Origin of the sequence: Maritalea mediterranea (assembly GCF_021568695.1) — a bacterium.
In the GTDB taxonomy this organism is placed as follows: Bacteria; Pseudomonadota; Alphaproteobacteria; order Rhizobiales; family Devosiaceae; genus Maritalea; species Maritalea mediterranea.
The window spans coordinates 95,200-108,070 of the sequence record NZ_JAKGTI010000004.1; the positions used below are offsets into that span (position 1 = coordinate 95,200).

At 52.3% G+C, this 12,871-nt stretch carries 18 protein-coding genes; 6 read left to right on the plus strand and 12 right to left on the minus strand.

Features of this window, described 5'->3' with window-relative positions; all coding sequences use genetic code 11:
* Positions 1-30: 30 nt before the first annotated feature.
* From purM to L1I42_RS15350, 4 genes are all read left to right on the plus strand, one after another.
* Positions 31-1,107, plus strand: a complete 1,077-nt coding sequence (gene purM, locus L1I42_RS15335; protein ID WP_236115616.1) for a phosphoribosylformylglycinamidine cyclo-ligase — start codon at positions 31-33, stop codon at positions 1,105-1,107.
* Positions 1,108-1,154: 47 nt separating this feature from the next.
* The gene (purN, locus tag L1I42_RS15340) at positions 1,155-1,733 is read left to right on the plus strand and encodes a phosphoribosylglycinamide formyltransferase (protein WP_236115617.1); all 579 of its coding nucleotides are present in this window, start codon (positions 1,155-1,157) and stop codon (positions 1,731-1,733) included.
* A gap of 9 nt (positions 1,734-1,742) precedes the next feature.
* A complete protein-coding gene (locus L1I42_RS15345) occupies positions 1,743-2,441 on the plus strand; it encodes an SDR family oxidoreductase (RefSeq protein ID WP_236115618.1) in 699 nt (232 codons plus the stop codon).
* Positions 2,442-2,541: 100 nt separating this feature from the next.
* The gene (locus tag L1I42_RS15350) at positions 2,542-3,438 is read left to right on the plus strand and encodes a DMT family transporter (RefSeq protein ID WP_236115619.1); all 897 of its coding nucleotides are present in this window, start codon (positions 2,542-2,544) and stop codon (positions 3,436-3,438) included.
* A 3-nt stretch (positions 3,439-3,441) separates the two neighbouring features.
* Here the strand turns inward: L1I42_RS15350 and L1I42_RS15355 are convergent, their stop codons facing one another.
* The 5 genes from L1I42_RS15355 to L1I42_RS15375 all read right to left on the minus strand — a co-directional run bounded on the left by L1I42_RS15355 (position 3,442) and on the right by L1I42_RS15375 (position 6,742).
* Positions 3,442-3,927, minus strand: coding sequence for a GNAT family N-acetyltransferase (locus L1I42_RS15355; RefSeq protein ID WP_236115620.1), 486 nt, complete (start codon positions 3,925-3,927; stop codon positions 3,442-3,444).
* Positions 3,928-3,970: 43 nt separating this feature from the next.
* Positions 3,971-4,333 (minus strand): VOC family protein, encoded by a 363-nt coding sequence (locus tag L1I42_RS15360; protein ID WP_236115621.1) that lies wholly within the window; start codon positions 4,331-4,333, stop codon positions 3,971-3,973.
* A 70-nt stretch (positions 4,334-4,403) separates the two neighbouring features.
* Positions 4,404-4,901, minus strand: a complete 498-nt coding sequence (locus tag L1I42_RS15365) for a GNAT family N-acetyltransferase (protein WP_236115622.1) — start codon at positions 4,899-4,901, stop codon at positions 4,404-4,406.
* Between the two features lie 4 nt (positions 4,902-4,905).
* Entirely contained in the window at positions 4,906-6,387 is a 1,482-nt protein-coding gene (gatB, locus tag L1I42_RS15370) for an Asp-tRNA(Asn)/Glu-tRNA(Gln) amidotransferase subunit GatB (RefSeq protein WP_236115623.1), read from the minus strand.
* A gap of 49 nt (positions 6,388-6,436) precedes the next feature.
* On the minus strand, positions 6,437-6,742 hold the full coding sequence (locus tag L1I42_RS15375; protein WP_236115624.1) for a chorismate mutase: 306 nt from the start codon (positions 6,740-6,742) through the stop codon (positions 6,437-6,439).
* 422 nt (positions 6,743-7,164) lie between these two features.
* Here L1I42_RS15375 and L1I42_RS15380 point away from each other — a divergent pair, with 422 nt between their 5' ends.
* Positions 7,165-7,422: a YjhX family toxin gene (locus L1I42_RS15380; protein ID WP_236115625.1), complete on the plus strand. Its 258-nt coding sequence runs from the start codon at positions 7,165-7,167 to the stop codon at positions 7,420-7,422.
* A 44-nt stretch (positions 7,423-7,466) separates the two neighbouring features.
* Here the strand turns inward: L1I42_RS15380 and L1I42_RS15385 are convergent, their stop codons facing one another.
* The 7 genes from L1I42_RS15385 to L1I42_RS15415 all read right to left on the minus strand — a co-directional run bounded on the left by L1I42_RS15385 (position 7,467) and on the right by L1I42_RS15415 (position 12,331).
* Positions 7,467-7,724: a helix-turn-helix transcriptional regulator gene (locus L1I42_RS15385; protein WP_236115626.1), complete on the minus strand. Its 258-nt coding sequence runs from the start codon at positions 7,722-7,724 to the stop codon at positions 7,467-7,469.
* Entirely contained in the window at positions 7,721-8,293 is a 573-nt protein-coding gene (locus L1I42_RS15390) for a hypothetical protein (protein WP_236115627.1), read from the minus strand. The genes L1I42_RS15385 and L1I42_RS15390 overlap by 4 nt, the downstream gene beginning before the upstream one ends.
* A gap of 83 nt (positions 8,294-8,376) precedes the next feature.
* Positions 8,377-9,162, minus strand: a complete 786-nt coding sequence (locus L1I42_RS15395; RefSeq protein ID WP_236115628.1) for a pentapeptide repeat-containing protein — start codon at positions 9,160-9,162, stop codon at positions 8,377-8,379.
* On the minus strand, positions 9,153-10,637 hold the full coding sequence (gene gatA / locus L1I42_RS15400) for an Asp-tRNA(Asn)/Glu-tRNA(Gln) amidotransferase subunit GatA (protein WP_236115629.1): 1,485 nt from the start codon (positions 10,635-10,637) through the stop codon (positions 9,153-9,155). The genes L1I42_RS15395 and gatA overlap by 10 nt, the downstream gene beginning before the upstream one ends.
* Before the next feature lie 71 nt (positions 10,638-10,708).
* Entirely contained in the window at positions 10,709-10,996 is a 288-nt protein-coding gene (gene gatC / locus L1I42_RS15405; RefSeq protein ID WP_236115630.1) for an Asp-tRNA(Asn)/Glu-tRNA(Gln) amidotransferase subunit GatC, read from the minus strand.
* Positions 10,997-11,172: 176 nt separating this feature from the next.
* Entirely contained in the window at positions 11,173-11,709 is a 537-nt protein-coding gene (locus L1I42_RS15410) for a PDC sensor domain-containing protein (RefSeq protein ID WP_236115631.1), read from the minus strand.
* Between the two features lie 70 nt (positions 11,710-11,779).
* Positions 11,780-12,331 (minus strand): hypothetical protein, encoded by a 552-nt coding sequence (locus L1I42_RS15415; protein ID WP_236115632.1) that lies wholly within the window; start codon positions 12,329-12,331, stop codon positions 11,780-11,782.
* 75 nt (positions 12,332-12,406) lie between these two features.
* On the opposite strand from L1I42_RS15415, the gene ruvX reads away from it, so the two are divergent.
* Entirely contained in the window at positions 12,407-12,853 is a 447-nt protein-coding gene (gene ruvX / locus L1I42_RS15420; RefSeq protein WP_236115633.1) for a Holliday junction resolvase RuvX, read from the plus strand.
* Positions 12,854-12,871 lie beyond the last annotated feature (18 nt).

The window sequence follows — 12,871 nt, forward strand, 5'->3', positions numbered from 1 at the left end:
TGCCACACATATGGGGAATGGACCAGCCCAATGCCAGATCAGACCAGCAAAAACTCAAATTCACTCTCTTATGCAGATGCAGGTGTGGATATCGACGCGGGCAACGCCCTTGTGGACCGCATTAAACCGGTTGTTAAATCGACAGCCCGTCCCGGATCTGACACGGAAATTGGCGGGTTTGGCGGCCTGTTTGATTTGAAGGCAGCGGGGTTTAAGGACCCGATTTTGGTGGCGGCAAATGATGGCGTGGGCACCAAGTTGAAAATCGCCATTGATAGCGGCATCCACAATACGGTCGGCATCGATCTGGTGGCCATGTGCGTCAATGATTTGATTGTGCAAGGCGCCGAGCCCCTCTTTTTCCTCGACTATTACGCCACAGGTCAGCTCGACAATGACGTTGCAGCTGCCGTGATTGAAGGCATTGCCGCCGGGTGTCGCGACGCCAACTGCGCGCTGATCGGCGGCGAAACAGCTGAAATGCCGGGCATGTACACCAAAGGCGATTATGACCTGGCAGGCTTCTGCGTCGGCGCTGCAGAGCGCGGCAATATGTTGCCGACGAATGATATTGGCGCAGGTGACGTTCTGATCGGCTTACGCTCCTCTGGCGTGCATTCAAATGGATACTCGCTGGTGCGCAAGATTGTGGAAATCAGTGGCCTGAATTGGGATAGTGCTGCCCCGTTTGAAGCGGGCGTGACCCTTGGCGAAGCCTTGCTGCGCCCCACCCGCATTTATGTGCGACAGCTTTTGGCCGCATTGGAAGCTGGCCATAATATTAAAGCCCTCGCCCATATTACTGGCGGTGGGTTCACCGAAAATATCCCGCGCGTGTTGCCTGAGAGCTTGGCTGCGAATATTGATCGGTCATCTATTGAAGCGCCAGCTGTGTTTGGCTGGTTGGCCCGCACCGGCGGCGTGGAAACCAACGAAATGATGCGCACCTTCAATTGCGGCGTCGGCATGGTGCTGGTGGCCAGCAAAGACGAGGCTGACGCCCTCATCGACGCGCTGAAACGGGAAGGTGAAGATCCCATCATTCTGGGCGATCTGATTGACCGCAAATCAGATGCCGTTGAATATCATGGTGAGCTGTCCCTATGAGCGGTAAAACCAAGGTCGCGATATTAATTTCGGGCCGAGGCTCGAACATGAAAAGCTTGATTCAAGCTGCGAAGGTTCAAGATTATCCGGCTGAAATTATTGGCGTCTTTTCCAATCGTGCTGATGCGGCGGGCCTAGAATACGCCAAAGAGCATGGCATCCAAACAGCGGTTATCTCCCACAAGGATTTCGACAGCCGCGAGGCTTTCTGTGATGCGCTTGATGCACAACTTGAAACCTGGAACACCGAGTTTATCTGCCTAGCCGGATATATGCGCATCCATTCAAATGCCTTTGCGGAAAAATGGCTGGGCAAAATGCTTAATATCCACCCCTCGCTGCTGCCACTGTTCAAGGGCCTGAAGCCGCAACAACAGGCGCTAGATGCCGGTGTCAAAGTCTCTGGTGCGACAGTGCATGAAGTAACGCCGGAACTTGATGCGGGCCCATCCGTTATGCAAGGCGTTGTGCCCGTGCTGGAAGATGATGATGCGGATCGTCTGGCGGCGCGTATTCTTAAAGTCGAGCATGAAATCTACCCCAAGGCACTTAAATATTTTCTGGAAAAGCGCCGCAACACAGACCGTGAACATGCAGAACAACAGGTTCTGATTTGGCCGCAATAGGAGTTGTAAATGACCAAAACTGTCGTCATCACAGGTGCCAACCGCGGCATCGGGTTGGAATTGGTCAAACGCTACCTTGCTGACGAAAACTGGCATGTTATCGCCGCTTGTCGTGCGCCCGACAAGGCAGTTGAGCTAAAACAAATGATCGGGAGCTCCTCAAAGCGGCTCTCTATGGTAGCGTTAGACGTTGTCGACAGCGCGTCGGTGCTGCGTCTGCAACAAGAACTGGACGGCGCAACCATCGATGTGTTGATCAACAATGCAGGCATCTTTAATGATCGTGACAGCCAGTTTGGCGCGCTCGATTATGATAAGTGGATGGAGAGCTTTAACGTCAATGTGCTTGGCCCGATGCGGGTCGCCGAAGCCCTGGAAAAGCCTCTGATGCGCGCCAAAGCGCCGAAGATCGTTACCATTTCGAGCCAGATGGGGGCCTTGAACCGAAACGCGACCGGCAGTTTTGCTTATCGCAGCTCAAAAGCAGCGGTTAATAAAGCCATGCAGACCTTGGCCAACCAGTTGGAAGATACCAAGGCGATCGTAACTTTATTCCACCCCGGTTGGGTCCAGACCGACATGGGCGGCAGCAATGCCGAGATTACACCAAGCGAAAGCGCGGACGGCCTCTTCAAGACCATCGCGGGGCTGACAAAAGCGGACAGTGGCAAGTTTCTCAAATGGAATGGCGACGTTCACCCCTGGTAGACATCACCAGAATTGATCCAATTATTGGCAAAATCGGTTCGACCGCCACAAGCTGATCAGCTAGGTTGCCGCTTTAATTTCGATGTGAAAGCACAAGAATATGCGCCTGACCGACTGGCTGATCATTATTGCTCTGGGCACCGTATGGGGCGGCTCTTTTCTGTTTAACGCCATTATGGTGCAGGAGATTGACCCCATCACCATTTCTTTTGGTCGCGTATTCTTTGCCGCCCTCTTATGCTGGGTGGTGTTTTTTGCCCTTGGCAAGCGCATAAATGCAAAGGGTCGCACACTGGCCGGTCTGTGTTTGCTGGGCATCATCAATTTCGCGATCCCCTTCGCGCTTTACCCGCTGGCGCAAAAAAGCGTGTCAGTTGGCGTGGCCGGCATCACCAATGCCACCACCCCAATTATGGTGGTGATCGTGTCTCAGCTTTGGCCGGGCGGCGAAAAGGCGACCCTAGGCAAGTCGCTTGGCGTCTTGGCCGGTTTTACCGGCGTGGCCATTTTGATGCTGCCCGCGCTGCAGCAAGATGGGCAAAGCGAGGTTTGGGCGATCGGCCTCATTCTCATGGCCACGCTGTGTTACGGCATCGCCATGAATATTGTACGGTCTTACCACCATCTTGATTCTACGTTGACCACCTGTGTGGCCCTCACCGGTGCCTCGCTGGCACTGTTGCCCCTGATGTTGGCGTTAGAAGGTATCCCTGCGATTGAGCGAGCCGAAACCTGGGGTTCCATTGCCTATATTTCGATTATCGCCACCGCTATCCCGTTTCTGATTGTCTACAAATTGGTCGAACGCGTCGGGGCCACCAATTTCTCCACCGCCACCTTTGTGGCGCCAATCTCGGCTCTGCTGTTGGGCCTGATCGTCTTGGGTGAGCCGATCTTGCCAGTGCATTTATTCGGCATGTTGGCGATTTTCGTGGGCATTTTGATGATCGATGGGCGGCTGTTTTTACTGCTCAAAAAGCCAAAACCGACGCTTTAGGGTTTAAAGCGCCTTGATCATTCGAAATTCATAAAGCTCGTCTTTGGCAAATTCATCGCGCAGTTTTTCCTGCGCCGTGAAGCCTTGGCGCTTGTAAAAGGCGACGGCACGGTGATTATTCTCATACACTTCAAGGCTGGCGCACGTGCCGTTTGGAAAAGCAGCAAGCGCCGCACGAAGCAAACGTTTGCCAACGTCCTGCCCATGATATTCTTTATCGACATAAAGCCGCTTAAGATGCACCAATCCGTCGCCCTCAGCAGTCGCGAGCGCGTGGCCAATCACCTCTTCACCCTTGAGCGCGACAAAACTGGCGCAAAGCTCATGTTCTACCTCGCTGGCCAACTTCGCGGGCTTGTGCCACATGTCCGTCAGCTGGTTAACCCGGTCTACGCCCAAAAACGGAGTGTAGGTTTGATGCCAAACGCGATAAAGCAGGGCTTTTAGGGCTGGCACATGCGCATGTTGCGCGGGAAAAATACAAATCATTAAATCACTTCAAAAATAAGGGGCGGCGAACCGCCCCAATTCGCTACATTTGCAAGGGCGCGGTGTGAGAAGACACATCGATCATCTGCCCATTCGGGTCTTCGATCAACATGCGCTCCTGCCCATAAGGCATCGCCGTTGGCGGCGAGATGATTTTGGCACCAATCTTTTGGGCCGCCTCATGCGCGACATGCACATCTTCGACCACAAAGTTCAAAATGCCGCCAGTAACCTTATTGGCCATCCCATCCGGCACGATAGGGTTGTTGGCATCCAGAATCGCCAACTCAATGACGGGCCCCTCTTTTGGGGTAAGAATAATAAACCAGTCACTATCAAAATGGCGCTTCAAATCCAATATGTTGGTGTAAAAAGACGCACTCGCTTCAACATCTTGCGCCAACATGGTGTAAAAAATACGAAACTTTATTGCTCATAAAATCTCCTTAGGGACAATTTGTGGCCCGGGAAAGGGCCTACAGGACTTTCGTCATTTTAAGGCTGGGCGGCTCCCCCTCTGGTGTGGGTTCCGGTCCCGCTTCAAAAAAGCCAATATGTTTATAAAAATCAATGGCGGCGCGATTTTTTTCCAGCACCGCCAGTTCCAGATGCACCGTGCCGGGAAACACCTCAATCACCGCGTTCAGCATTGTGGTGCCGATTCCCGCATTCTGCGCTGATTCTAAGACATAAAGATAACCGATCAGCACCGAACGGTTTTCGCGCGGCAACGCATAGCAGTGCCCCACAATCTTCCCATCAATTAAGGCAAGAATGTTGGCGGCATTTTTATCAGCAATGCGCTCTTTAAAATTTCGGGGGGCCAGCCACATCTGGCAAATTTCATCAAGCTTATCGGCAGGCATCAGCCCGCGATAGCTCTCGCGCCATGATTGACGCATCATGGTGCTGAGCGCCTGCGCGTCTTCAAGGCGGGCGTCGCGGATCGAAAATGCTGTCAGACCCGCGACCATTTGCCTAAAGCCCTAATTTCGACTTCAGGATTTCGTTGACCGCTTGCGGGTTGGCTTTGCCTTGCGAGGCCTTCATCACCTGCCCCACAAACCATCCCATCAGCTTCGGATTATCCTGCGCTTTCGCCACCTGATCCGGGTTGGCAGCAACGATCTCATCGACCATCTTTTCAATCGCGCCGGTGTCAGTCACCTGCTTCATGCCGCGCTCTTCAACCAATGTGGCCGGGTCACCGCCTTCGGTCCAAACAATTTCGAACAAATCTTTGGCGATTTTACCGGAAATATCGCCTTTGGAGATCAAATCGACGATGCCACCCAATTGCTCCGCGCTCACCGGGCTGGTGGAGATGTCGAGACCTTCCTTGTTCAAACGCCCGAACAACTCATTAATCACCCAGTTGGCGGCTAGTTTGCCATCTCGACCATCGGCCACTTTTTCATAAAAATCTGCGGAGGTGCGGTCAGCCACCAGAACACTTGCATCATAGGGCGTAAGGCCCAGTTCTTCGATAAAGCGATGACGCTTTTCGTCCGGCAGTTCCGGCAATGTCGCCTTGATCTCTTCAACAAATGCATCGTCAAATTCCAGCGGTAACAAGTCCGGTTCCGGGAAATAGCGATAATCCTGCGCATCTTCTTTGGAGCGCATGGAACGGGTTTCCCCGGTTTTGGGGTCGAACAGGCGCGTCTCCTGATCAACAACGCCACCATCTTCCAAAATGTCGATCTGGCGACGGGCCTCATACTCAATCGCCTGACCAGCAAAGCGCACCGAATTCACATTTTTGATCTCGCAGCGTGTGCCAAACTCACCGCCCGGACGCCGCACAGACACATTGATGTCGGCCCGCAAAGAGCCCTGCTCCATATTGCCGTCACACGTGCCCAGATAGCGCATAATCGTGCGCAGCTTATTGATATAGGCTTTGGCTTCATCGGACGAGCGTAGATCAGGCTTCGACACGATTTCCATCAGCGCCACGCCAGCGCGATTGAGGTCAACAAAGCTCATGCTTGGATGCTGGTCATGCATCAGCTTGCCTGCATCTGTCTCCACATGCAGTCGCTCAATACCGATTTCAACTTCACCATCTTCGCCCATGTCGAGCAAAACTTTGCCCTCGCCCACAATCGGATCGAGATATTGAGAAATCTGATAGCCAGGCGGCTGGTCAGGATAAAAATAGTTTTTGCGGTCAAAAATTGAACGCTTGTTGATTTTGGCCTTCAGGCCCAAACCGGTGCGCACAGCCTGACGCACGCACTCATCGTTGATTACCGGCAGCATGCCAGGCATGGCCGCATCAACAAAGCTAACATTCTGGTTGGGCGGCTGGCCAAATTCAGTTGAAGAGCCGGAAAACAGCTTTGATTCAGATGTGATCTGCGCATGCACTTCCAACCCCAAAACCATTTCCCAATCGCCGGTGGCGCCATTGATGAACTTTTTCGGATCGGGCGTGCGTGTATCAACAAGTGTCATAGTTTTTCTCTTCGCTTGATGTCGCGTTTTTTCGCGCTATCGCTTGGCTTTATTCTTGGCTGCGGCGGGCGGCAATCACACCCTTTTCGAAATTCACATTCCAGTCGATCAGGGTGCGCCAGATCAGCTCAGCCTGGTCCTCGTCTAAATTCTTTTCCAAGGCACGCTGGCGCACTTTTTCAATCACCGTCTCAATGCGCGCAGGGTCAAAGGCTTCATGCGGGTCAGTCTTGATGGCCGCCATGCGTGTCACATAGGCATGACGCTCTGCAAACAGGGCGATCAATTGCTGATCCACCCGGTCAATTTCAGTGCGCACATCATCCTTGGTTTGACATTCTTTTGGCGTCTTCATCTATCCGCTCAACCTGATCCAGTTTGCATTTAAACAAGACGCGCCCTCAAAGGCGCGCCAATGATTTGGATTAAAGCAATTGACCCGGATTGTCTATTGCCGTCAGGGGCTTTTTCAGCCCATTTTTGCGACCCTGTGCCACCAGTTCGCCCCCATGTCCGTTGTAATTATGGCGCAACGGCTGGCAGACCGAACTTGTCCCGTTAAATGTCTCTGGACCGATGTGCAAATTCGGTCTTAGGTGGATGACCCATTCCGACTCTAACGGAGATTTGATGCGACAACTGTCTGTAACCCGCTAAGGACCTGCCAAAAAGCGCGGGTCTAAAACGAGTTATAAAGAGCCTTCATGCGATCGGGCTGAAGGCTTTAAGGGTAAGTTGTGTCCGGTATCTGGCCGGGCAAGGACCGACAGAACATCAATGGATATTTCAAAGCAAGAACAACGTATATTGCACCATTTGGCGCAAGGCGGCGTGCTGCGCGTTAAGAAGAACGACCACAAGAAAGTCACCAAGGTGGAATGTTTCACCCGCGAAGGATGGCGATATGAAGCGATTAATGTGCCACTGTTTCAAAAGTTGAAGCGACGCCGCTGTATCGCCTCCTCAAGTGGTAAGCCCTATCGCATCACGCGGCGCGGGCTGGAGTTGGTGCGCAGCCAAACGGATAACCGCTAAATCAAATGGGGTGGCCGCTGGCCACCCCAATGCCATTTCGACCGCTACTTTGCGGACCGCCGCAGGGCTGATTCATCTACCAGTTCAAACGGTTCAGCGCTGAACATGGCATCAAGACCGACCCCGAGGGCTTTGGAAAGGTTGAGCGCCAGCTCAATGGTCGGGTTAAACTGCTGTCGCTCAATATAGCCAATGGTTTGCGGGTGCACATTGATTTTCTCGGCCAGCTCCTGTCGCGAGAGCCCCCGCTCCACCCGCAACATTTTCACCCGATTATAAAAACTGACCTGCTTACCACTCATTGGTCATCCTCAAAATTCGGGTCTGTGGCGGCACCAAGGGTCCAGCTCAAAACAATGTGCGGCCCGGTGGCAACCACAACCCAAGCCGGCAAGGCAATAGAGACATAAATGGCAAAAGCCAAATCCAGCTCTTGGATCGTGACAAAAATCATTGGTGCCGAAAGAAGTACCAAAGCCATAATGATCACCGCCAGACCATGCGCGCTGGCCCGTGCATCTAGATAAACTTGTTCCATCCGTTCATCAAAATGCTTGAACATGGCGCGGTTAATTTGAATGACCATGGCCACCTCAGCAAGCCAGGCAACAAACACCGCCAATGGAATAACCATGAAGAACGGCCACATCGACCACCCCTTATCCGCAGCATAAACGATCGCCCCCGTCGCCATTCCAATACCTGTTGCCCCAAGGATAAAGGCAATCGACGTCACCCGACGCGCCCACGGTTTCTGAAGCCCTTCGGCCAACTGAGAGTCAGCCAAACGCTCAATGAAGCCGACATAACCGATGGCTGAAAGAAATTTATGATCGCGGGATCGCTTTTCATATTTGGGATAATTATACATTATGCTGGTCCTTTAGCGTGTAAATAAAACATAATGTAGCATATACACTACATTTTGAGATTTACAAGCTACACTTGCATTTTTTACCCCGGAACGACATCAATGCCGAATTTGGACAGGATCGCCGCCAATTGGCTCTCGGACACTTTCATGTTCTGGATGCCGGACAGAGCTGTGATGTCAATCGACTCAAGATTGGCCCCCTGCAGGTTTGCATGCTCGAAACTGGTGCGGCCATGCAGCACATTGGCCAAATCGCTCTCGCTGAGATCGGCATTGTAAAAACTGCTATTGGAGAAATCCGCCCCCAACAGGCGGCAGCGGGCGATTTTGCAATCATCGAAGTTCAGCTCATTCATTTTGGCATAATCAAGCTGACAACCCTCAAAGCGCACATCACGCAACATCTTGCTGCCCGCCACCTCGCGGCCCAAAATAGCGCGACGCAAATCAATGCCCATCATTTTGCAATCGACAAATCGAACTTCAAAGAGCTTGGTGCCCATAAAACTGGCATTAGACAAATTGCATTGCTCAAACTGCACCTCACGCAGTTCCACCCGCTCAAAGCTGGCGCCGTGATGCGATTCGCTGTTGAAGAAGCGGCAATTGTCGAAGGAGACATTGTCGAACCGCGTCGCCTTCAACTGAGCTTTCGACAAATCACAATTGACAAAACTGGCATCCACAAACTCAGCCTCGCCCAGGTCGGTATCTTCAAAAACACAATCTTCAAAAACCGCGCCAGTGAAATCTTCATCCACGAGATTGAGTTCAAAAAAAAGACACGCCTGAATGGGCGTGCCTTTTTCAATGCGATCCAACAGATCGGATTTGGATATCTGCTCTCGGGCCAAGCCTACCACCATTGTTTCGGTGCGAAGTCCTCACCATGCGACTTTTCCAGCACGCGCCCAGCGGCAAATAGAGTTTCCTCATCAAACGGCTTGCCGATCAGCTGCAAGCCCAAAGGCAGCCCCTGCCCATCCTTACCGGCAGGCACAGCAATGCCAGGCAACCCTGCCATGTTTACTGTCACGGTGAAAATATCATTGAGATACATTTTGATCGGGTCTTTCGCCATCTCCTGATCGGCCACGCCAAAAGCGGCAGATGGTGTGGCGGGCGTCAAAATCGCATCAACGCCTTCATTAAAGACATCTTCAAAATCTTTCTTGATCAATGTGCGCACTTTTTGTGCCCGCAAATAATAAGCATCATAGTAGCCAGCGGAGAGCGCATAAGTGCCAATCATTACACGACGTTGCACTTCACGGCCAAAGCCCGCAGCGCGGGTTTGCTCATACATATCGGTGATATCTTTGCCCGCAACGCGCAGGCCATATTTCACGCCATCATAGCGAGCCAAATTGGAGGAGGCCTCCGCAGGCGCCACAATGTAATAAGCCGGCAGCGCATAATTGGTGTGCGGCAGCGAAATATCCTTGATGGTTGCGCCCTCGGCCTTCAACCACTCAAGGCCCTGCTGCCAGAGCTTTTCAATTTCTTCCGGCATGCCCTCAACGCGATATTCCTTCGGCACACCGATGGTGAGCCCTTTCACGCCGCGCTCAACAGCCGCCGCAAAATCAGGCACCGCCAAATCAACAGACGTGCTGTCTTTGGGGTCAAAGCCCGCCATTGAGGTCGTCAAATGGGCGCAATCTTCCACTGTGCGGGCAATTGGACCGGCTTGATCAAGTGAAGACGCAAAGGCCACAACGCCCCAGCGTGAGCACCGGCCATAAGTCGGCTTAATGCCCACAGTGCCGGTGAAGGCCGCTGGCTGACGGATAGAACCGCCGGTGTCGGTTGCAGTTGCACCCGCACAGAGCCAACCGGCAACGGCAGCGGCAGAACCGCCTGAAGACCCGCCAGGCACCAAATCCTTATTGTCACCCTCAGCGCGCCAAGGGTTGATCACCGGACCGTAGTATGACGTTTCGTTCGACGACCCCATAGCAAACTCGTCCATATTGAGTTTGCCCAGCATCACCGCGCCATCGTTCCACAGATTTTGCGTGACGGTGCTTTCATATTCAGGCTTAAAACCATCCAAAATGTGGCTGGCCGCTTGGCTATGCACCCCTTTGGTGCAGAACAAGTCTTTAATGCCCAACGGCACACCTTCCAGCGCACCACCCTCACCTTTGGCCAGCCGTGCATCACTTTGCTCGGCCATGTCCAACGCCTGATCACTGGTTACCGCTACATAGGCGTTCAAGGCTTCAGCTTTTTCAATCGCATAAAGATATGATGCTGTAACTTCTTTTGAAGAGAAGTCTTTGTTTTTCAAGCCCTTCACCGTATCGGCGAGGCTAAGTTTTGTCAGTTCAGTCGTCATAGATTCTTCCACTAGCAGCGCGTCCGGCGCGCATTCTTGGCATCTGCGAGGATGGATTAAGGCAAGCCGCTCTATTCAACGACTTTTGGCACCATAAAGAAGTCGTCTTCGCTCAATGGCGCATTGGCTACAATTTGTTCGGGATACCCGCCATCTGTCACCTTGTCTTCGCGGCGACGCAACGCCATTGGTGCCACAGATGTCATGGGCTCAACGCCGTCCACGTCAACTTCAGACAATTGGTCGACAAAGCCCAGAATGACATTGAGCTCTTCTTGCAGTTTCTCAACGTCATTGTCTTCAATCTTTATGCGGGCAAGACGGCCAATCCGTCTTACAGTATCGGCATCAACCGACATGGCATTCTCCTGAGATAGAAATTAGATCGTTCGCTTTTAGCAATGCGATCCCTTTCCCGCAACCAAGAAGGCTGAAAAATCACATGTTCAATGCCTAATTTGAAAAAGCACCGAATTGGAGCATCAAATCCGTGTGCCAGACCGCACAGCGCGCGGCCAAAACTTAAACTTGCGCCTTATTCCCAGGGAGACACATGAACGCCAAATGTCGCGGCACCGATAATGGTGCCGTCACGTTTGCGCACGGGCACGCTGATTTGGGTCTGGTAAAGCTGCGTCGATTCATCAAAATCAATTTCGTTTATGTGAATGCGCCCCGTCTTGTAGGGAATGCGCCATTTTTCTTCATCCCCCTGCCAATAGTCAGAACTCACTGCACTCATACCCACATTCAATCCATTTTCATCTGTCACAATGATTTCCGTCAGCACCCCCTCGCTATTGTTTTGCACCGCGCGCAAATAGCGGGAAATCTCCCGCGATGAGACAGATTCGATTAAGGGTTGAACATTTTCGCCGGTTTCGGCGCGCCATTGGGCATCCAGCGCGTTGATTTCTTGTTGGGATATGCCCTTCAAGGCCTCATTCTGTGCCATGACTGCTGTCCAGACCACTTCCTGACGCACCGCCACCGCTATAGGCCCAGCCACAATCTCATTGAGCAGATCATTATGTTTGCCCGCGTGTAGCGGAACTGGCGCGAATATCGCCATCCATAGGGCTGCTAATATCACTAGCTTAAATTTCGCGTGCGAAACGCTTTTATTCCCCATCATGGATACACTATATCTCGATAGGGTATCCCGGCTCAAGGATTTGTGCCGGACTTTCTCCCACCGCGCAAACAAATCGCTCAAACAATTCATCATCTGGCGGTGGAATGGCCAGCAGATAATGACGTGGCTTGATGACCAGCGATTTTTTGCTCTTGATTTCCTTGAAACTCTTGATCAGTTCACCATTATCATTGGCCGCGATGATGACGATGGCGTCTGAAACCCATTCCGCAGGGATGCTGTTTGGCGCCAATCCGTCGATGGCAACAATCAGCCGCTCCGTTCCAATCCGGTCTATCAAAAGGAAATTCTCGCCCTGCCCATAAAAATCATTGCTGTGATCGTTCTGATCGATCAGGCGTTTCGGTTTTGGCGCAGGCATTTGCCCCTGAAAAGGCAGAAAGGGCCCACCTGGAGGGGCATCAAAGACCACCCGATGAGCGTTGTGGGCCTTGCCCACGTCGACCTGATCGAAATTTTCTGTCGTTTTTGCAACTAAAAAATGCTCTAAGCCGACTTCGAGACGCAAAACTTTGTTACCTAACCACGTCAAACGCATTGAATAGATTCCCTAAAATATAGGAAAATGCTAATGCAGAATTGCCGGGGGTTCAATCCAATAAATGAGTAAAACATGACAGAAAATGCTGCACCAGATTTACCGAAGCGTGGCCGTCTGATGGGCCTCGATCTCGGCACTAAAACCATTGGCGTCGCCATTTCCGACGGGATGCAATATACGGCGACCCCTCACAGCACTGTCAAACGCAAGAAATTTACCCAGGATGCCGAGCAATTACTCAAAATCATTGCTGACAATGATGTGGTGGGCATTGTGCTGGGCTTGCCCCTGAATATGGACGGATCTGAAGGCCCGCGCGCCCAGTCCACCCGCGCCTTCCAGCGCAATTTGTCGCAAAAGACGGAGCTGTTGATCGCCTATTGGGACGAGCGCCTCTCCACCAGCGCAGTGACCCGAACCATGCTGGAAGCCGATATTTCGCGCACCAAACAGGCTGAAGTGGTGGATAAGCTCGCCGCGAGTTACATTTTACAGGGCTATCTCGACAGCAAGCGCTGATCAGTTTTTAACAGATAT